This is a genomic window from Enterococcus alishanensis (assembly GCF_019218635.1).
GTDB classification, from domain to species: domain Bacteria; phylum Bacillota; class Bacilli; order Lactobacillales; family Enterococcaceae; genus Enterococcus_A; species Enterococcus_A alishanensis.
The window spans coordinates 21873-40211 of record NZ_JAHUZB010000007.1 but is presented as its reverse complement, the minus strand read 5'-3'; the positions used below and the strand labels follow the sequence as shown (position 1 = coordinate 40211).

The following is an 18339-nucleotide window of genomic DNA, read 5'->3' as shown; positions in this document are numbered from 1 at the left end:
TGCTATATTATATACATACCAACAAACAACCCTAACACTTTTTCATTTTTAACTCCTAGCCTGTCAGTCCCCCAACTGGCAGGCCCTTTTTTATTTGAAAAGAAAAAGTTTTATAATTTCCCTGCATTTTGTTCAAACTAAATTCATAAAAGCCTGCTATATTATATACATACCAACAAACAACCCTAACACTTTTTCATTTTTAACTCCTAGCCTGCTAGTCCTCCAAACTAGCAGGCCCTTTTTTTGTCTCATTTCCCAAATAAATTTCTGGCTGATCAAAGGCTTGTTGTAATTCTTCAAAAAAGCGGCTGACGTGAAAACCATCAGTTACTGCATGCGACGTTGTAAATGACAAAGGCATCTGATAGCCATACTTCTTTGCGTAATGATAGATTGAGTGATATTCAAATTTGCTGTCTAATTAAAACTCATCGGATTCATTTTGGTGAAGTAATAAAAATACTTTCGTCTGGACCAGTTTACAGGGTCAATTTTTGTATATTTTTTGTTCATTAAATTCACTCCTCTAATAAATGCAAGTATAAATTGTTTATCAAGATTATTTTGAATAATAATTTAATGAGGATTTCTTTGATTGATGTTCGCTGAGGAGGATTCTACGGTGTTTTCGTTTATTTGAGGAACTATCGTGGTCGAAGAAGGTCGCAAAACTCCTCATTTTTTTCTCATGCAAATTTTTTGAAAACAGGCACAATGAAGAAGAGGAGTGATGAAAATGTTACAACCAAAAGTAAATGAAGAGCAATTAAAGTCTGGAAGTTTCTTTGAAATATACGATAGTGAGGAATTTTCTTTGGCTGATTTGAAAATTAGTGGGGAAGTAGTAGAGGATCAGAAGCTACCACATCTATTTTTAGATCGTTGCGTGATTGAGAAAACGGTATTTAACAATAGTGATTTTTCACGAGGAGAATTTACCGATTGTATTTTTAGAAATTGTGATTTCTCTAATTGTGATTTGTCTCAAGCAGCCATTCATCGGGTTGTTTTTATCAATTGCAAATTATTGGGGACCCAATTGATTGAAGCTTATTTAGGAAATGTGGTTATTCAAGAGTCACGTCTGGATTTTGCTAATTTTAATGATGGGAGTTTGAAAGTTGTAAGCTTTGAGGACAATCAAATGACTAAGACGGAGTTAGCGGGTTTAACCACAAAGCAGCTAAAATTTTCTCGTTGTCAGCTAGAAGATAGTAATTTTTGGGGAACCAAATTAAAAGGAATTGATTTGAGTGATTGTGAATTTGAAAAACTATCAGTGACCCAAGAAGATTTGCGAGGTGCGACAATTAATCAATCGCAGGCGGTTTTTTTAGCGAATCAATTGTTAGGAGTACGAATAAAATAAGAGAATGACCGCAATCATTCTCTAATCTGGATAATGAAAAATTTCAAAGCGTAATTTGTCGGGGGTTTCAAAAAATAGTGCGTAATAATTGGGCGCAATTTTTTCTTTGTATTCCCGTGGTTCATTATGCAAAATGTTGACATCTAACTGTTTGATTTGCAAAAAAATCTGATCAATAGCTTCGCGGCTATCGGCTTTAAAAGCAAGATGTTGTAGAGCACCAGGTTTGCGGGAATCGACTGTGTCATGAGCAAAAACTTTTTTAGGGGAACAAATTCCGAAATCAAAGGTTGGACTCAAGTATTCAATTACATCCATCTCGGCATGTGGCAAGTAGCCTTTGAATTTTTTACTAACGTCAAACCCTAATAAACCAAAAAGTTCGTCATAAAAATCTTCTACTTGATAAACATCCGGCACAGTTACTTGTAAGTGATGGAAGGTGAACATTATTTGTCTTCTTTTTCAAAAACCAAATCAAATTTGCGAGGATAACCGTTAGTATTGGTTTCTACTGGAATTGCTGTCACAAAACGATAGCCTTTTTTGCCATAGTCGTTGATGATTTCTTGATGTTCTGTTATTGTTCCCATTACTAATTTTTTTGCTTCGGCATTGATAGTAACAAATTCGTATTGATACATAAAAATTCCTCCTTTTTTAAAGGCAAAGCAAATTGACAACGCTTTCCTTCTTATGTAAAATTTTAATATAATTTCATCAAATTGGCAATTTAAGGAGGAAATCCAATGACTCGATAGCGAACTGTTTAACCGAACAGATCAGCTAAAAAGCGCTAAGAGCGCGAAATATCGGTGAAATAATCGATAAAAAAACGGGAAATTACGCAAGTCGTGAAGTTCCGTATAAACTTCTAGCGGATTTTCCAGTCAGGAGTTATAGATGAGTAACCTGTTTGAATTTATTAAAGAAGAGGTCCCAGTATTTAGTCAAAGTCGCGATTCTATTTGGTTAGATCCGCATATTGCTCAGCAGATGTTGATGGCCCACTTGGATATTAAAGGTGATGGTGCGACTCGCAACTTAGCATTTGTGGAGGCATCGCTTCAGTGGTTGAAGAAAAAATTTCCGGTGAAACAATTTACAAAAGTTTTGGATTTAGGCTGTGGACCAGGTATTTACAGTCAGCGTTTGGCTGAGGCTGGTTATCAAGTGACCGGTATCGATTTTTCAGCGAATAGTATTGCCTATGCACAAAAGAAGGCGGCAGAAAAAAATTTGTTGATTGATTATCAAGTGGGAAATTATTTACAAACGAATTTTTCTAAGGAGAACTATCAGCTGGTGTTACTAATTTATTGTGATTTTGGCGTTCTAGCCCCAGAAAGTCGCAAAAAATTGTTAAAGCAAGTATATGAATCTTTAGCTGATGGTGGACAGTTTATTTTTGACGTCTTTACTTCTGAGAAATATCAAAATTTTGTTCCTACTAAAACATGGTCAATTGAAGAAGATAATTTTTGGACTGTCGAAAGTTGTCTGCATTTAGAGGCGAACAAACGCTATCCAGACAAGCAAACTTATCTTGCTCAACATTATTTACTTTATCCAGATCATCATAAAGAATTTTTTATTTGGGAAAGTGTCTTTAATCAACAGCAGATAAAAGCAGCATTATCTGAAGCTGGCTTTAGTCAGATCGAAATATATAGTGATATCCGTGGTGAAAAACTTAAGCAACATTCTGAAACCATGTGTTTTGTTGCGAAAAAATAGTTGATTGATAGTCGGAGATTTCTCCGACTATTTTTATATTCAAACCCATGATTCTAATCCTTCATGTATAATAGAAGAAAAATTTGAAACTGAGAAGAGGATTGGATCATGTATCTATTTCAGCGAATTGAAGAAGCTGTTTTTAAGAAAAATGATGCTCGGCGGGTAATTGGTGAATTTATTTTAGAGAATCGCGATCATTTGCAAGAGTATTCGATGGATGAAATTGCGAAGCGAACCTTTACTTCTAAACCTACTCTGGTCCGATTTGCTAAATATTTTGATTATTCAGGTTGGAAAGAATTTTTGTATGCTTTCACCCATGAAGTCGCCTACCATGATGACACCGCCTATCATGACGTTGATCCCAATTTTCCTTTTGTAGCAAACGATGATTCACTAGAAATTGTGGGAAATTTAGTTAATTTAAAAATGCAGAGTATTAAAGATACCGTCTCACTATTAGCAATGGAGGATTTGAATAGAGCAGCAGAAATGCTTCAAAATGCTGAAAATATTGTTATTTATGGGACCAGCCCTAATCTTTATTATGGTGAATTATTTAAACGCAATTTGTTAACAGTGCATAAGAAAGCTTTCATGGCAAAATCTGGAGAAACTGGCATTATCTCACATACACTAGGTGAACATGATCTGGCAATTTTTATTTCCTATTCAGGGAACAATCCGGATGAAAATCCTATCAGCAACGTCAAGATCTTAAAACAAAATGGTGTCCCAATTATCAGTATTACTAGTGGCGGACAAAATTATTTACGCGACTATTCCGACTTGGTTCTAAATATCTCTAGTAAAGAAAAGCTTTATTCGAAAATAGCTAATTTTGCTACTCAAGAGTCGATATTGCTGATTTTAGATGCCTTATTTGCAAAATTATTTGCTTTGGATTATGAAGCAAACAAAACTAAAAAAATTAGTAACTCAACAGTCCTAGAATCTAAAAGAAAAGCTACCTTTAAGGATTTGGAAGAAGACTTTAAATAAGTATCTGGGAAATTCCTAGATACTTTTTTAGTGGAATAAATTCCATTTAAATAAATGATTGATCAAAAAAAGTGGAATCTGTTTCGAGCTGTTCTGAAGCTATTGGAAACGCTAACTATTCATGCTAAAGTTTAGCCATAGACAAGATAAGAATAACCGGTTGATTCAAATAAAGCATCTTGTAATTGGAAAGGGGTACACCATGAGTAAGAAATATCAAGCCCTAGCTCATGACATCGTTGAAAAATTAGGAGGCAAAGATAACATTACTGATGGTTATCATTGTCAGACACGTTTGCGTTTTAAAGTTGTGGATGATTCAAAAATTGATGTCAAAGGATTGGAAGCTTTAGACGGTGTGACTAAATATATTTTTAATGCTGGTGTTCATCAAGTGGTGATTGGTACGCATGTAAAAGATGTATTTGAAGAAATCGAAAAAAATATTGATGTTGATCCAAATAAACAGGTAGAAACTGAAAAGAAAAGTATCATCACCTCGATTATTGAATTTGTCGCTGGAGCTTTTCAACCAGTAATTCCCGCCTTATCAGGTGCAGGGATGGTCAAAGCAGTGTTAGCTTTACTAGTCGTTTTCCAAGTGATTTCGACAGATTCACAAACCTATTATTTATTAAATATGTTCGCAGATGGCGTCTTCTTCTTTCTACCGATTATTTTAGCCTTTACGGAAGCACAGAAGTTACGCTGTAATCCGATTTTGGCAGCTTCTGTAGCGGCAATTATGATGCATCCAAACTGGGGTGCTTTAGTCAGCGCGGGAGAACCAGTTCATTTTTTTGAAATTATTCCATTTACTTTAGCGACTTATACCGGATCAGTCATCCCAATTTTATTAGTTATATTTGTACAGTCATATGTTGAAAGGTTCTTAAATCGAATCATTCCAAAGGCTGTCGAACTAGTTTTTGTACCTATGCTAACATTTTTAATTATGGGAACTTTAGCATTTGCAGTGTTAGGACCGATTGGCAGTGTTTTAGGAGGCTATTTAGCGACGTTCTTTACTTTCCTAAGTGTTAATGGCAGCTGGTTACCAGCAGTTTTAGTGGGTGGATTGCTACCAATCATGGTGATGTTTGGTTTACACAACGGTGTAGCTCCTTTAGGCGTGATGCAGATGGCTGAACTCGGCTATGACAGTATTTTTGGTCCAGGTTGTGTGTGTTCAAATATTGCACAAGCATCGGCGTCAACTGTTGTCGCTTTTCGTACGAAGGATAAAAAATTGCGTCAAATTGCAACCTCAGGTGCGATCACAGCATACATGGGCATTACTGAACCAACTTTATATGGTGTTAACCTTCCTAAAAAATATCCTTTAGTAGCCGCAATGATTGGTGGAGCCGCCGGTGGTTTATATGCGGGACTAACGAACACTCATCGTTTTGCCACGGGCTCTTCAGGTTTGCCGGCAATTTTACTTTATATTGGTGATAATTCGATGCGTTTTTTCTGGAATATCGTGATTGCATTGATTATTTCAGCCGCTGTTTCAGCTGTTTTAACGTATGTTTTAAGTTTTAAGTTTGAAAAAAATGAGCTACCAGAAATAAAGGAAATCATTTTAGAAGATACTTTAGTTGTTAGTCCGTTAAAAGGGGAAGTGATTCCCTTAAGTGAAGTAAAGGATGAAGCATTTGCTTCTGAAGCTTTAGGAAAAGGCTTTGCTATTGAACCGATTGAAGGAAAAGTTGTCGCACCATTTGATGGGAAAGTCGTTGCTATTTTCCCAACCAAACATGCTATTGGTTTAGTTTCCGATACTGGAGTGGAAGTTTTGATCCATGTTGGTTTAAACACCGTTGAATTAAATGGTCAATATTTTGATGCATTAGTCGAAGCAGATGATGTGGTAAAAAAAGGACAACCATTATTATACTTTGACTTAGAAAAAATTCAAGCTGCTGGTTATGAAACACAAGTGCCAGTCGTAGTTACTAACAGTCCACAATATGCATCAGTTGAAACAATCTCAATAGGACTAACCGATTGTAATCAAGCTATTTTAGCTGTGAAAGTTTAAGGAGATGAAAACAATGGCTTTAGATAAAAACTTTTTATGGGGTGGCGCAACTGCTGCGAATCAAGTTGAGGGTGGTGTCTTAGAAGGTGGACGCAAACTTTCTAATATCGATTTGTTACCTTACGGCGAAGATCGTAAAGCAGTCGGTTTAGGCGAATTAGAGATGTTGGAATGGCAAGAAGATTATTATTATCCAGCGCAAGAAGCGATTGATATGTATCATCGTTATATGGAAGATATTCAATTATTTGCTGAAATGGGCTTTAAAGTGTATCGGATGTCGTTGTCTTGGTCACGCATTTTTCCAAATGGAGATGAGCTAGAACCAAATGAGGCTGGCTTAGTTTTCTATGAAGAAATATTTAAAGAACTAAGAAAACACAAGATTGAACCGTTAGTAACAATTGCACACTTTGATGTTCCGATTCATTTAGTGAAAGAATATGGTGGCTGGAAAAATCGTCAATTGATAGATTTCTATACCCGTTATGCTGAAACTGTCTTAAAACGTTACCAAGGATTAGTAAAATATTGGTTGACTATCAATGAAATCAACATATTACTCCATCAACCTTTCGTTGGCGGTGGGATTGTTTTTAAAGAAGGCGATAATAAAGAAGAAATAAAATATCAAGCGGCCCACCATCAATTAGTTGCCAGCGCATTAGTGACCAAAATAGCTCATGAGGTGGATTCAGAAAATCAAGTGGGTTGTATGTTGGCAGGTGGTAGTCATTATCCATATACTTGTCGGCCAGAAGATTATCAAGAAGCGATTAGACGAGACCGTGAAGGATACTTTTTCATTGATGTGCAGGCTCGTGGGAAATACCCGAATTATGCACTGAAAAAATTTGAGCAAGAGAAGTTGAATATTCAAATGGCAGTAGAAGACACTGAAATTTTAGCAGCTGCACCAGTTGATTTTGTGACTTTTTCTTACTATTGTTCACGAACTGTCAGTGCCCATTCTGAAGATTATGAGCAAGCAACTGGAAATATTTTTGCATCAATTAAAAACGATAACTTAGCGTCGACTGAGTGGGGTTGGCAAATTGATCCCTTAGGATTACGCAATTCATTGAATCAATTATACGATCGCTATCAAAAACCATTATTTATTGTAGAAAATGGTCTGGGGGCTATCGATACACCAGATGAAAACGGCTATGTTGAAGATGATTATCGGATTGATTATTTAAAAAAACATATTGAAGCGTTTAAAGCTGCCGTTGAAATTGATGGGGTTGAGCTAATGGGTTATACCACTTGGGGTTGCATTGATTTAATCTCAGCGAGCACAGGACAAATGAGTAAAAGATATGGCATGATTTATGTCGATCGACAAGATGATGGATCCGGTACTTTGAAACGTTCAAAGAAAAAATCATTTGACTGGTATCGCCAAGTAATTGCCTCAAATGGAGAAGTTTTATAAAAACAGATTAGGTTGTATCTTAAATTTAAGGTACAACCTTTTTGTTAAAGGAGTGTTTTAAATAAAAACTTTATATCTAGTACGTCACGGTGAAACCTTATTTAATCAGCAAAATAAAATCCAAGGTTGGTGTGATGCCCCTTTGACTGAAAAAGGTATTCAGCAAGCATTAACGGTAAAAAATTATTTTGCTAAAAGACAGCTGACTTTTGATAAAGCTTATTCGTCCACTTCTGAAAGAGCGCGTGATACGTTGGCACTCATAACGGATCAGCCTTCTACTTGTTTAAAAGATTTGCGGGAATGGCATTTTGGTAGGCTAGAAGGAGAGAACGAGCGGATTAATCCACCTTTACCCTATAATGATTTTTTTGTTTCTTACGGAGGCGAGTCACAAACAGCATTTCAGCAACGAGCAATTGAAATATGTCAAAAGATTATGCAAAAAGATGGAGAGCAGATCCTAATTGTTAGTCACGGTGCTTTTTGTGGCAGATTTCGAGAATATTGGCAGACCCATAGTTTGACAGAAAGAAAAGTGGCGACTATCGACAATTGTTGTATTTTTATCTATCAATTTGAGGCAGAGATATTTCATTTGACTGAAATCATTTCTCACCAAGAACAATTGTTAGCACTTAAAAAGTAAGTCAGAAAGGTGGTCACTATTTGAAAAGGTTATTCTTACTTATGTTTTTACTATTGTCAGGTTGTACTGTCAATCAAAATACCTATGAAAATATTGAGGAGAGTACATCTCAAACAGGAACGATTCAATCACGAAATAATTTGGAGGAAAATGTAATGCGACTTTTGCTAACAATAAACGAGCAGAATTATACCATCTCCTTAAATAATTCTCAGGCGGCAATAGATTTTTATCAAATGATGCCACTTGATTTAACTTTGTCAGACTTTAATCAGACTGAAAAGGTGGCTGACTTACCAAAAAGTTTACGAATTGACGGTTCACCCAGCGGAGCAGCAGCTCAGTCAGGACAGCTAGCTTATTATGCACCTTGGGAGAATTTAGCAATTTTTTATCAAGATTTTAGATACGGAGAAGGTTTAGTTATTTTAGGTGAAATTGATCAAGGCGCAGATATGTTAAGGAATTTGAACCAAAATGTTGAGATTACCTTTTCACAATTGAATGAATGAAACAACCACCGAAAATTTTTTTCGGTGGTTGTTTTTTAAATTAAAGTAACTTTGATTCTTTTTTTCAAACGACCTTTATTTTTAAGTTGCTCGACAGAAATTTGACCAACTTCTTTGGTACTAGTTACATGTGTTCCAGCGCAAGTTTGCACATCGACATCTGCAATTTTGACTAAGCGAATATCCGTAATAAATTCTGGCACTAAATTAACGTAAGTGCGCACCAAGTCGTGATTTTCAGTCAATTTTTCGCGGGTGGTATGTTCAATCGTCACAGGGTAATCTGCTTGAATTAATTTTTCCAGTTCTGCTTGTAAAAATTCTTTTTCTAATTTCTCAGGCACAGTTTCTTCGGGAAATTTGATTTCTAAACGGGCATGGTCTTCTTCAATTTGATTACTAGTAGCTAAAGCACCATAATGTTTGTAAAAATATCCAGAAGTTAAGTGTAAGAGAGTGTGGTACCGCATGTTTTTTAAGCGGTAAGCAGCATCAATTTTTATTGTTACTTCTTGCACGTTTTCAGGTAAAGCCTCAGCCAAATGATATAGATAGCTATAATCTTGATCTCTAGTAATATCTTCAATCGGATATTCGGCGTCATCAATCCATAGTGAAGCAATATCTCTTGGTTGTCCACCTCCGCCAGGATAAATAATCGTTTGATTTAGTGCGACGGTTTTCCGATCAGGACTGATAAAGATAATCTCGCTTGGACAAGTCATTTGGTAACTATCTGTTAAATAAAGTTCGGTCGTCATTTTTTCTCCTTTGGTAAAAATTTATAGTAGAGCTAGTAATGCATCTATATTTTCTTCCTTTGTTGCCCAGCAAGTAGCAAAGCGAACGATTTGTCGTGTGTCGTCGTATTTTTCCCAACGAGCAAATTTAATTTTTTCTTGTAGTTCATTGATTTTTTCATTAGGCATTACGAAAAACTGTTGATTGGTAGGAGAATCTAAATATTGTTGATAGCCTTTAGCTAACATTCCCGTCTTTAATTTCATTGCCATATCAATGGCGTGTTGACTAATGTCAAAATATAAATTATCCGAAAATAATTCCAAAAACTGAATGCCAATTAAACGACCTTTAGCTAGTAATGCACCGTGTTGTTTAATTAAAGTAGTAAAATTTTTTGGTTCATTATTTTTAGTAAAAACAATTGCTTCACCGCAAAGAGCACCAATTTTTGTTCCACCAATATAAAATATGTCGCAAAGTCTAGCAATATCTTGAATCGTAACATCTGCTGAAGGACTTGCTAAACCGTACCCTAAGCGTGCACCGTCTAAATATAAAGGTATCTTGTGTTTTTGGCAGACAGCTGCTAAAGCTTCTAGTTCTTTTTTACTGTACAAAGTACCGTATTCGGTTGGATAAGAAATGTATACCATTCCAGGAAAGACCATATGTTGATAATTGGCATCTTGATAGAATGTTTCCACCAAATTATCAACGTCCTCAGCCTTAATCTTTCCTTCTTTAGCTGGTAAACTCAAAACTTTGTGACCACTAAACTCTATGGCACCTGCTTCATGTGTACTTATGTGACCGGTTTCGGCTGCAATAACTCCTTCATATGGTTGTAATACCGAATCAATAACTATTTGATTGGTTTGTGTTCCACCAACTAAAAATCGAATCGTTGCATCTGGACATGCGATAGCTGATTTAATTTTTTCAGCTGCTTGTGCAGAAAAATCATCTTCACCATAACCAGCTTCTTGAATCATGTTTGTTGCAATTAAACGATGCAAAATTCTTTCGTGAGCACCCTCTAAATAATCATTTTCAAATGAAATCATTCTTTTCCTCCAATTCATTTGGCACAACTTGATATAGGATTTCTTCAATTTTTTTCATAGCAGCTTTTAATTCCGAAATATCTTTTTCAGGTAGTGGCGTTAATAAGTCAATGACCTTTTGATCAGATTGGGCCTCAACATATTGATTTAATTCTAACCCTTGATCATTTAAATATAGGTGAAAGATCCGGCTATCTTGAGCATCCTTTTCGCGTTTTAAATAACCAGCTTTCTCTAATTTACTTAAAATTCGGCTCAAATAACTTTTGTTAATATTCAAACATTTGGTTAATTCATTTGCCGTGATACCAATATTCCGACCAATTTCTCCAATAATCCGCATTTCTAACATCGAATAATCCAAATCAAAAACATTTTTGTCGAAAACGCCGAGGATTCTTGTATAGTAACGATTAAATCTTCTAATTTCTTCAGTCTCCAAAAGAAAACTCCTTTCTAAATAGTTTACTTTGTCAACTAAATATAAAGTAGAAAGTTTCCATTGTCAACTAAAAAAGATTGAAACAAAATGTTTCAATCTTTCTTCCGTGCCACAACAATCATTCGAGGGCTATTTTTATCATAAGCTGTTTTTTGGTAATCACCATAAATTTGGACATCTGAATACCCAGCTTGACGTAATAATTTGCGATAATCAGCAGCTAAAATAATTTTGTAAATAATGTCATATTGATTTTCTTCTAATCTTTCAGGACTGTGATATAAATCTAATACTTGAATTTTTTGGAAATTTTCATCATGACTTTTTATAAATATTCGAGAAAAATCAGGTCGATTAACGACGACTTCAACTGGTGGCAAAGCTAAGGTGAAATCGGTCATTCCTTGGGTTAAAACCAATAAACCATTTGGATTTAATCGTTGATACATAGATTTTAAGGCTGTAAGTAAATCTTCATCGCTGTGAAGATGAGGCAGGGAAGTGGTTAAGCAAATAATACTGTCAAAAGTTTCATTAAAAGCATCCTCTAAAAAACGAAAATCGGCTTGGCGCAATGGGATTTTTGTTTTACGCTCGGTTAAATTTTTACTGGCTACTGCCAACATAGCTGGTGAATAGTCTGAACCCATCATTTGAAAACCTAGCTTATTCAACATATAAAGATGCTGACCCGTTCCACAAGCACAATCTAAAACGGTCTCCACTTGATTTTCAGTAAATAATTTTTCAAAGAACAGCTCTTCTGCTCCTAAGTACCCACTAATTTCGCCAAATTCGTCATAATCCTGGGCAAAATTTTGATATAAATCTTTCATCCAACCACCTCTTTTTCAAATTATAACATTTTTTTTATTTTTACTTGACTTAAAGTTAGCTCGAAGGTGTAAACTCAAAAAAAATCGAGAAGAGCTGAGTAGTATAAAAAAAATAATTTTACTAAGTTTACCATTGATATTGGTAGCTTTAAGCGGAAATTTTCAACAAGTTTATTCCAATACGACAAAGAGTCAACAAACAACTATCAAAAATCCAATCAATTCTCAACAGGTTTTATTAGATGTACCACTGGAAAATCAATTTGAAGGCGAAAGGTTACAAAATGGTTGCGAAGTTACTGCTTTGTCAATGCTGTTAAATTATTATGGTTACGGCGTCAATAAAAATCAATTGGCCGATCAACTGACTTATCAATCTTTTAGAACTGGTAGTAATCAGTATGGCAATCCTCATTTAGGATTTGTAGGTAATATTAAGGAAGGTCGACAAGCCATGGGTGTTTTTGTAGAGCCGATTGAAGAATTGGCAAAAAAAGTTGTGACTGACGAAAAAATTATTACTAGTAATGGTGATTTGTCTTTTGATAAAGTTTTGAATCAGGTTGCACAAGGCAATCCAGTTTGGATGCTGGCAACGGTTGATTTACAGGTACCAACGGCATCAGACTTTCTACCATGGCCGACAGCCGAGGCCGAGTTGACGGTCACGCCACTGATTCATGCGATAGTGGTGACTGGATTTGATGAAAGCAGTCAAACAGTCTATCTTAATGACCCATATGGTGAAAAAATCGTGCAATCAGTTATCAAGATTTAGCCAGTATTTATCAGCAAATGGGCCAGCAGGCACTTTTTTTGAATTAAAAAAAGATGATTGACTTGGAGTTTACTCCAGGTGATATGCTAATTTTAATTAAGAAATTGGAGGAAATATGATGAAAATAATCATTTTAGGAGCGGCAGGTCAAATTGCCAGAATGTTGACTACCAGATTGATTCAAGAAAGCGATGCTGAATTAGTATTATATGCCCGAAATGCAACAAATCGATTAAAAAATCCTGATGAAAATCGTGTAAAGATTGTAGATGGTGATTTTAATGAAGAAGCAAAATTAGTTGAAGCTATGAAGGACGCAGATTTCATTTATTTAAATGATATGAATTCCCTTGAAGCGACGGAGGCAATCGTCAAAGCTGCTGAACAAGCTGAACAACCATTCTTAATTGGTGCGACTATCTTAGGAATTTATGATGAAGTAGCCGGTCCTTTTGGCAAATGGAATGCGCGAATGGTCGGTCAAACAGGAACCAATCGCCACAAAAGATCAGCTCAAATTGTTGAAAAATCCGGTTTGGATTATAGTTTACTTCGTCTGACTTGGTTATATAATGAAGTCGGTAATTTGAATTATATGATTACCCAAAAAGGTGAACCATTTATTGGTGCTCAAGTTTCTCGTGAAGCAGTTACTCAATTAATCTTGGATATTGTATCTGACCCAAATAAATATCGAAAAACTAGCTTAGGCGTCAGTGAACCAAATACTGATTTTGCTAAACCCTCTTTTTATTAATTGATTTTGCTATAATGAAACAAAAGAGGTGAGGTCATGTTGTTTAAACAAATGCGGTATTTTGTTTCAGTTGTCAATCATAATAGTTTTACTGAAGCAGCTGCTGAAGAATTTATTTCCCAGTCTGCTATCTCTCAACAGATTCGAGCATTAGAAGAAGAGTTGGGAGTAGCTTTGTTCGTTCGGCAACACCGCAAATTTTCTTTGACACCAGCAGGTCAGCATTTTTATCAGGAAAGTCAACAATTATTAACACAGCTCGATCGAGTGGTTAAAGAAACTAAAATGATTGGTGAAGATCCCGAAACCCAATTGCGGGTGGGTTATTTAAGAGTTTATGGAGGCCAAGAATTACATCAAGCAATCGCCGAATTCAACGAAATTTATCCAGAGATCGCCATTAATATAATTAATGGAACCCATGAAGAATTATATCAAGAGCTACGACAAAATACGGTAGACATTGTTTTAAGTGATCAACGCCGAGCCTTTTCGGAAGAGTACGTGAATTTTGAATTGATTCAGCCCAAAACCTTTGTGGAAATTTCTGCTAGAAATCCTTTAAGTCAGCAAGACAAAACTGAAATAAATGAATTGGCACAATTGCCCTGTATTTTAATTACTTCAAAAGAGCAGCAAAGCCATGAAGAAAATTTTTACCGGGATACATTAGGCTTCAGTGGCAAATTTTTATTTGCCGAGAATTTAGCTGAAGGCCGTTTAATGGTGGCAGGGAATCAAGGATTTTTACCAATCGAAAGCGTGGGTACCTTGACTCCAACCGAAATCTCCATTAGACGTATTCCCTTAGAAAAAAACCATCAAGCTGTAGTGCGGAATTATTGTGCCTTTTGGAAAAAAGAGCGAACCAATTATTTTATCGAAGAATTCGCTGCAATATTGAAAAAATTAATCATTACGAATGAAGAAGTCTTTTAAAGGCTTCTTTTTTTGCATTAGTTATACTTATCCATGAGATTAGTATTCGAAATTGTTTGATCAAATAAAACAGGTAAAATACTAAGAGTAGTCAATCAGAATAGCTAATGAATTTGATCTTTTTATCCAAGGAAGGAGTCAAAATGAATATAAAAGAAGTCAGTCAAAAAACAGCTTTAACCGCTGATACGTTAAGGTATTATGAAAAAATCGGGTTGATTCCACCGATTACGCGAACCAGTGGAGGGATTCGTGATTTTAACCAAAATCATTTGCAGTGGATTTTATTTACGAAAGATTTACGGCAAGCAGGATTATCGATTGATAGTATTTTAAATTATATTGCCTTATATCGGAAACATGAAGACACAGAAATTGAGCGTAAAGAAATATTGCAACAACAGAAAAAGTTATTAGTGGATAAAATTGACGAACTAACTACCACATTAAATTTTTTATCGGAACGAATTGATCATCATCAAGAATTTGTTGAAAAAATAGAAGAAAAATTGCCTTGCTTTGATCCTAGTCAATGTGTGGCATCTTAATTGGAGGAATAATAATGAGTAAAACATGGTTAATCACAGGAGTAAGCAGCGGTTTTGGTTTGGAAATGACCAAACAATTATTGGAAAAAGGCGATACGGTTGTCGGAACCGTTCGAAATGATAGAAATGTGAAGGAATTGATGAATAAGTATCCAGATACTTTTTTTCGTAAGTTTTTAGATGTGACTGATACGAAAGCAGTCCAAGCTTTAGTTCAAAAAGTTTTTGATAAATTAGGTCAAATTGATGTGATTGTCAGTAATGCAGGTTATGGACTCTTTGGGGCTGCTGAAGAGTTGACAGATGATGAAGTAGATAAAATTTTAAATACTGATTTAGTTGGTTCAATTTATTTGATTCGAGCAGTGTTACCCTATTTTCGTAAACAAGGATTTGGACGTATCATTCAAATCTCAAGCTATGGCGGACAGGTCGCTTTTGCTGGCAATTCAATGTATCATGCCGCAAAATGGGGGATTGAAGGTTTTGTAGAATCTGTTGCCCAAGAAATGGCGCCTTTTAATGTTGGAATGACTATTGTGGAACCAGGTGGTGCTCGAACAGAATTTCGTTATGGTAGTGCCCAGGTGGCTAATTTAATGACAGAATACAATGGTAATCCTGCTCATGCTTTTTTGTCGATGTTAGATAAAAATAATGGTTTGGCAGTGGGCGATCCGAAAAAAATGGTCCGTCGAATGATTGAAAGTGTCGAAGTCACACCAGCACCTTTGCGATTAATGTTAGGTTCCCAAGCATTAAATGATACGATTAAAGTTTTGGAAAAAAGAATCGCAGACTTTGAAGCACAAAGAGAACTAGCCGCGTCAACAGATATTGTGGAGTAACTAAACTGAGGAGATTCTCCTCAGTTTTTTTGATGAAATAGAGTAGATTAATAAAATCAAAGATTGACATTAAAAATAATTATGATAACTTATTGTAAAGCAACTTAACAATAAGGAGAAGAAATGAATACAGAATTATTACAGCAATTTAATCATTTGATGACTGCGTATAAAGAATTGGAGAAAACACAACATGTTATTTCAGATTTGAATTTGGCAGAAATCCACACCATTGTCTTGATTGGTAAGCAACCGGAAATCAATGTGAACAATTTAGCACTTTTAAGAGAAATTTCTCGCAGTGCCGCTTCTCAATTGACAAAAAAATTGGAGACAAAAGGATTTCTGCAACGTAAGACAACGGAGAAAAATAATAAAGCCGTTCGCCTATCTTTGACTCCCAAAGGTGAAGAAATATACGCTACCCATCAAGCGCAACAGCATTATCTAGAGGAAAAACTAAACGATGTTTTTAAGCAATACAGTGAGGAACAATTGCAAGTAATTATTGATTTTATGAAGAACGTTGAAAAAGTCTGGACCGAACTTCCTTGGATCAATGAAGGTAAAGTAAATGGAAAATAAGCATTTTTTGATAACTGAAACTAGTTCAGCGGCTGATGCAATAATAAATTTGAAGCTGAAAGATTTGCCATCCTGTACAGAAATGATGATTCGAACAGAAACAAAGGGTCCTTATTATTGTATTAATGCACCTTTAAACTATTCGACTGAAACTAAGTGGATTGCCGAAAATAAATATTTGAGTGATGAAAAAGGTAATTTAGATCTAAATACAGCTCCAGCTATTTCTGGAAGCTATCAAGGTGTTTCCCCTATGGGATGTCTGTCTTTTTTGTCAGCAAAGAAAATCATTAAGCAAAAGAAAGAAACTAATTTAGATAATATTTCATTGAATGCAGCCTTTTCAATCAAACTAGAAGTTTATTTAGACAAAATTCCAATTGATTCATATGTGATTGAACGATATTTTATGAATGAAAAAATAGCTTTTAAGCAAGTCGCTTTTTCTGCTAGTAAAGGAAGATATTTTTATCCTAAAGAGGCAACCAATTTACCTGCAATAATTGTTGTAAGTGGTAGTGAGGGCGGTATTGAAAAAGCTCAAGCTATCGCACAATTACTAGCTGGTCATGGTTTTGCAACACTGGCTATTAGTTATTTTGGACTAGATGAACTAGCCGTTAATTTAGCTGAAATACCGCTAGAAATAATTGAAGAAGCGCTTAATTTTTTAGCGTTGCAAGAGGAAGTGAATAAAGATCGAATCGGGATTTACGGTCGATCAAAAGGGGCAGAGTTGGCACTTTTGGCAGCTAGCTATTTCGCAAAAATTAAATGTGTCGTAGCAAATTCTCCCACAAATGTAGTTTACGAAGGAATTAAGCAACATTTACCAGCAAAAAAATCTAGCTGGACTTTTCAAACAATGCCAATTCAGTATGTCCCTTTTAAATTTGGTAGTGCAATTCTTGCAAAAATTAAGGGAAAAGACTATCCAGACAACACTAAAAAGATGGAGTCAGAAATTCCAGTAGAAAAAATCAAAGGTAATATCCTGTTAATTTCCGCTATAAAAGATGAAATTTGGCCGGCATATTCGGCGAGTCTGATGATTCAAAATCGTTTAAACTTGAATCAGTTTCCATATAAATTTGAATTAGCGCTTTATCCCAATAGCGGACATATGTTAACACTGCCGTTTCAGCCTAATAATCGTTATAAAAAGAAAAACAATGTCATAGTCATGGAAGAGACGCTGGACGCTTGGCAAAAGACCGTTGATTTTTTCAAAGAAAACCTCTAAATAAAAGCTTTACAAAAATACCCCATCAATTTCGCGATTGATGGGGTTTCTTATTGAATAACTTTTCTTATACTGTGCTACTACTTATAAATATTCCTTCGGCCTGCTTGCCATTTCAGTAAAAATATTTAAAAATTCTGCGGCATGATAGCCGTCACAAACTGCATGATGAACTTGTAAAGCAATCGGCAAATAAACTTTATCAGCAGAAAAAATGAACTGTCCCGCTGTAACAATCGGCAACAGATAATCAGGATTGTTACCGATATTTAAATTAAAACTAGAAAAGCTGGTCCAAGGAATCATCGAAAGATTAATGACATTCTCAGCTCGGTCTGATTGTGGGAAAAGTTTTTTACTGTTGCCATATTTTGCTACGTCAGCTTGGTATTGCCGATGGAACTCTTTAAAGTCTCCAGAGTACTCACTTAACAAGCATGAAAACTTTGTCGTTTCTTTATTAAATAAAGTATACATTGGATTTACCGTTTCGTAATAACCCAGTTCTCCCTTAGAGTTCAATGCCATTCTAAAATTCTCTTTTTGATTGGCAATCTTAATGATTAAAAAAAGAAAACCAGCATAAAAAGAAAATTCGTGTTTTTTTAGATAGCGATATAAGGGAGTTACGTCAATTTCTTTGGTCAAACTGAAAGTAGTTTGCTGTTGGAAATAATAGTCAAAAATTTCTTTGCGATCCCAGTTTTTTATGTCGATAGGAATAAATGCCATGATAAAACCTCCTAATTTTTAAATCAAAATTTGTAGTTGTGTACTATTTACTTTGATTGTAGC

General features: G+C 35.4%; 22 protein-coding genes. 14 read left to right on the top strand and 8 right to left on the bottom strand.

Annotated features, from left to right (window positions below; all coding sequences use genetic code 11):
- Positions 1-217 precede the first annotated feature (217 nt).
- A complete protein-coding gene (locus KUA55_RS15025) occupies positions 218-364 on the bottom strand; it encodes a hypothetical protein (RefSeq protein ID WP_218327206.1) in 147 nt (48 codons plus the stop codon).
- Between the two features lie 375 nt (positions 365-739).
- Between KUA55_RS15025 and KUA55_RS15020 the strand changes: the two genes are divergently transcribed.
- On the top strand, positions 740-1372 hold the full coding sequence (locus KUA55_RS15020) for a pentapeptide repeat-containing protein (protein WP_218327205.1): 633 nt from the start codon (positions 740-742) through the stop codon (positions 1370-1372).
- Between the two features lie 21 nt (positions 1373-1393).
- Here the strand turns inward: KUA55_RS15020 and KUA55_RS15015 are convergent, their stop codons facing one another.
- Both KUA55_RS15015 and KUA55_RS15010 read right to left on the bottom strand, forming a co-directional pair.
- Positions 1394-1822, bottom strand: coding sequence for a VOC family protein (locus KUA55_RS15015; RefSeq protein WP_246601563.1), 429 nt, complete (start codon positions 1820-1822; stop codon positions 1394-1396).
- A complete protein-coding gene (locus tag KUA55_RS15010; RefSeq protein WP_218327204.1) occupies positions 1822-2016 on the bottom strand; it encodes a DUF4177 domain-containing protein in 195 nt (64 codons plus the stop codon). The genes KUA55_RS15015 and KUA55_RS15010 overlap by 1 nt, the downstream gene beginning before the upstream one ends.
- Before the next feature lie 259 nt (positions 2017-2275).
- Here KUA55_RS15010 and KUA55_RS15005 point away from each other — a divergent pair, with 259 nt between their 5' ends.
- The 6 genes from KUA55_RS15005 to KUA55_RS14980 all read left to right on the top strand — a co-directional run bounded on the left by KUA55_RS15005 (position 2276) and on the right by KUA55_RS14980 (position 8760).
- Complete coding sequence (locus tag KUA55_RS15005; protein ID WP_246601562.1) at positions 2276-3109, top strand: class I SAM-dependent methyltransferase; 834 nt, start codon at positions 2276-2278, stop codon at positions 3107-3109.
- A gap of 108 nt (positions 3110-3217) precedes the next feature.
- Positions 3218-4114, top strand: coding sequence for a MurR/RpiR family transcriptional regulator (locus tag KUA55_RS15000; protein WP_218327203.1), 897 nt, complete (start codon positions 3218-3220; stop codon positions 4112-4114).
- 202 nt (positions 4115-4316) lie between these two features.
- Positions 4317-6161 carry a beta-glucoside-specific PTS transporter subunit IIABC gene (locus KUA55_RS14995; RefSeq protein ID WP_218327202.1) on the top strand — a complete coding sequence of 615 codons (1845 nt, stop codon included), beginning with the start codon at positions 4317-4319 and terminating at the stop codon, positions 6159-6161.
- A 13-nt stretch (positions 6162-6174) separates the two neighbouring features.
- Positions 6175-7599 (top strand): 6-phospho-beta-glucosidase, encoded by a 1425-nt coding sequence (locus KUA55_RS14990; RefSeq protein WP_218327201.1) that lies wholly within the window; start codon positions 6175-6177, stop codon positions 7597-7599.
- A gap of 61 nt (positions 7600-7660) precedes the next feature.
- On the top strand, positions 7661-8248 hold the full coding sequence (locus tag KUA55_RS14985; RefSeq protein WP_218327331.1) for a histidine phosphatase family protein: 588 nt from the start codon (positions 7661-7663) through the stop codon (positions 8246-8248).
- 20 nt (positions 8249-8268) lie between these two features.
- Positions 8269-8760, top strand: a complete 492-nt coding sequence (locus KUA55_RS14980; RefSeq protein WP_218327200.1) for a cyclophilin-like fold protein — start codon at positions 8269-8271, stop codon at positions 8758-8760.
- Between the two features lie 35 nt (positions 8761-8795).
- Here KUA55_RS14980 and KUA55_RS14975 read toward each other — a convergent pair whose 3' ends face one another.
- The 4 genes from KUA55_RS14975 to KUA55_RS14960 form a co-directional block, all read right to left on the bottom strand.
- The gene (locus KUA55_RS14975) at positions 8796-9521 is read right to left on the bottom strand and encodes an alanyl-tRNA editing protein (RefSeq protein ID WP_218327199.1); all 726 of its coding nucleotides are present in this window, start codon (positions 9519-9521) and stop codon (positions 8796-8798) included.
- A 21-nt stretch (positions 9522-9542) separates the two neighbouring features.
- Entirely contained in the window at positions 9543-10568 is a 1026-nt protein-coding gene (locus KUA55_RS14970) for a threonine aldolase family protein (protein ID WP_218327198.1), read from the bottom strand.
- A complete protein-coding gene (locus tag KUA55_RS14965; RefSeq protein WP_218327197.1) occupies positions 10555-11010 on the bottom strand; it encodes a MarR family winged helix-turn-helix transcriptional regulator in 456 nt (151 codons plus the stop codon). Before KUA55_RS14965 ends, KUA55_RS14970 begins: the two co-directional genes overlap by 14 nt.
- A 92-nt stretch (positions 11011-11102) precedes the next feature.
- A complete protein-coding gene (locus KUA55_RS14960; RefSeq protein ID WP_218327196.1) occupies positions 11103-11846 on the bottom strand; it encodes a class I SAM-dependent DNA methyltransferase in 744 nt (247 codons plus the stop codon).
- A gap of 133 nt (positions 11847-11979) precedes the next feature.
- Here KUA55_RS14960 and KUA55_RS14955 point away from each other — a divergent pair, with 133 nt between their 5' ends.
- From KUA55_RS14955 to KUA55_RS14925, 7 genes are all read left to right on the top strand, one after another.
- Positions 11980-12624, top strand: coding sequence for a C39 family peptidase (locus KUA55_RS14955; protein WP_218327195.1), 645 nt, complete (start codon positions 11980-11982; stop codon positions 12622-12624).
- Between the two features lie 118 nt (positions 12625-12742).
- On the top strand, positions 12743-13381 hold the full coding sequence (locus tag KUA55_RS14950; protein ID WP_246601561.1) for an NAD(P)H-binding protein: 639 nt from the start codon (positions 12743-12745) through the stop codon (positions 13379-13381).
- A 36-nt stretch (positions 13382-13417) separates the two neighbouring features.
- Positions 13418-14320 (top strand): LysR family transcriptional regulator, encoded by a 903-nt coding sequence (locus KUA55_RS14945; protein ID WP_218327193.1) that lies wholly within the window; start codon positions 13418-13420, stop codon positions 14318-14320.
- 143 nt (positions 14321-14463) lie between these two features.
- Positions 14464-14868: a MerR family transcriptional regulator gene (locus KUA55_RS14940; RefSeq protein WP_218327192.1), complete on the top strand. Its 405-nt coding sequence runs from the start codon at positions 14464-14466 to the stop codon at positions 14866-14868.
- Between the two features lie 14 nt (positions 14869-14882).
- Positions 14883-15716, top strand: coding sequence for an SDR family oxidoreductase (locus tag KUA55_RS14935; protein ID WP_246601560.1), 834 nt, complete (start codon positions 14883-14885; stop codon positions 15714-15716).
- Positions 15717-15839: 123 nt separating this feature from the next.
- Complete coding sequence (locus KUA55_RS14930) at positions 15840-16301, top strand: MarR family winged helix-turn-helix transcriptional regulator (protein ID WP_218327190.1); 462 nt, start codon at positions 15840-15842, stop codon at positions 16299-16301.
- Complete coding sequence (locus tag KUA55_RS14925; RefSeq protein ID WP_218327189.1) at positions 16291-17544, top strand: acyl-CoA thioester hydrolase/BAAT C-terminal domain-containing protein; 1254 nt, start codon at positions 16291-16293, stop codon at positions 17542-17544. Before KUA55_RS14930 ends, KUA55_RS14925 begins: the two co-directional genes overlap by 11 nt.
- Before the next feature lie 84 nt (positions 17545-17628).
- On the opposite strand, the gene catA is transcribed toward KUA55_RS14925, so the two are convergent.
- A complete protein-coding gene (catA, locus tag KUA55_RS14920; RefSeq protein WP_218327188.1) occupies positions 17629-18276 on the bottom strand; it encodes a type A chloramphenicol O-acetyltransferase in 648 nt (215 codons plus the stop codon).
- Positions 18277-18339 lie beyond the last annotated feature (63 nt).

What these genes read in the sequence shown, in the direction of transcription:
- KUA55_RS15025 (WP_218327206.1), bottom strand. Translation starts at nt 364, where the DNA reads ATGCCTTTGTCATTTACAACGTCGCATGCAGTAACTGATGGTTTTCAC.
- KUA55_RS15020 (WP_218327205.1), top strand. Translation starts at nt 740, where the DNA reads ATGTTACAACCAAAAGTAAATGAAGAGCAATTAAAGTCTGGAAGTTTC.
- KUA55_RS15015 (WP_246601563.1), bottom strand. Translation starts at nt 1,822, where the DNA reads ATGTTCACCTTCCATCACTTACAAGTAACTGTGCCGGATGTTTATCAA.
- KUA55_RS15010 (WP_218327204.1), bottom strand. Translation starts at nt 2,016, where the DNA reads ATGTATCAATACGAATTTGTTACTATCAATGCCGAAGCAAAAAAATTA.
- KUA55_RS15005 (WP_246601562.1), top strand. Translation starts at nt 2,276, where the DNA reads ATGAGTAACCTGTTTGAATTTATTAAAGAAGAGGTCCCAGTATTTAGT.
- KUA55_RS15000 (WP_218327203.1), top strand. Translation starts at nt 3,218, where the DNA reads ATGTATCTATTTCAGCGAATTGAAGAAGCTGTTTTTAAGAAAAATGAT.
- KUA55_RS14995 (WP_218327202.1), top strand. Translation starts at nt 4,317, where the DNA reads ATGAGTAAGAAATATCAAGCCCTAGCTCATGACATCGTTGAAAAATTA.
- KUA55_RS14990 (WP_218327201.1), top strand. Translation starts at nt 6,175, where the DNA reads ATGGCTTTAGATAAAAACTTTTTATGGGGTGGCGCAACTGCTGCGAAT.
- KUA55_RS14975 (WP_218327199.1), bottom strand. Translation starts at nt 9,521, where the DNA reads ATGACGACCGAACTTTATTTAACAGATAGTTACCAAATGACTTGTCCA.
- KUA55_RS14970 (WP_218327198.1), bottom strand. Translation starts at nt 10,568, where the DNA reads ATGATTTCATTTGAAAATGATTATTTAGAGGGTGCTCACGAAAGAATT.
- KUA55_RS14960 (WP_218327196.1), bottom strand. Translation starts at nt 11,846, where the DNA reads ATGAAAGATTTATATCAAAATTTTGCCCAGGATTATGACGAATTTGGC.
- KUA55_RS14950 (WP_246601561.1), top strand. Translation starts at nt 12,743, where the DNA reads ATGAAAATAATCATTTTAGGAGCGGCAGGTCAAATTGCCAGAATGTTG.
- KUA55_RS14945 (WP_218327193.1), top strand. Translation starts at nt 13,418, where the DNA reads ATGTTGTTTAAACAAATGCGGTATTTTGTTTCAGTTGTCAATCATAAT.
- KUA55_RS14940 (WP_218327192.1), top strand. Translation starts at nt 14,464, where the DNA reads ATGAATATAAAAGAAGTCAGTCAAAAAACAGCTTTAACCGCTGATACG.
- KUA55_RS14935 (WP_246601560.1), top strand. Translation starts at nt 14,883, where the DNA reads ATGAGTAAAACATGGTTAATCACAGGAGTAAGCAGCGGTTTTGGTTTG.
- KUA55_RS14930 (WP_218327190.1), top strand. Translation starts at nt 15,840, where the DNA reads ATGAATACAGAATTATTACAGCAATTTAATCATTTGATGACTGCGTAT.
- KUA55_RS14925 (WP_218327189.1), top strand. Translation starts at nt 16,291, where the DNA reads ATGGAAAATAAGCATTTTTTGATAACTGAAACTAGTTCAGCGGCTGAT.
- catA (WP_218327188.1), bottom strand. Translation starts at nt 18,276, where the DNA reads ATGGCATTTATTCCTATCGACATAAAAAACTGGGATCGCAAAGAAATT.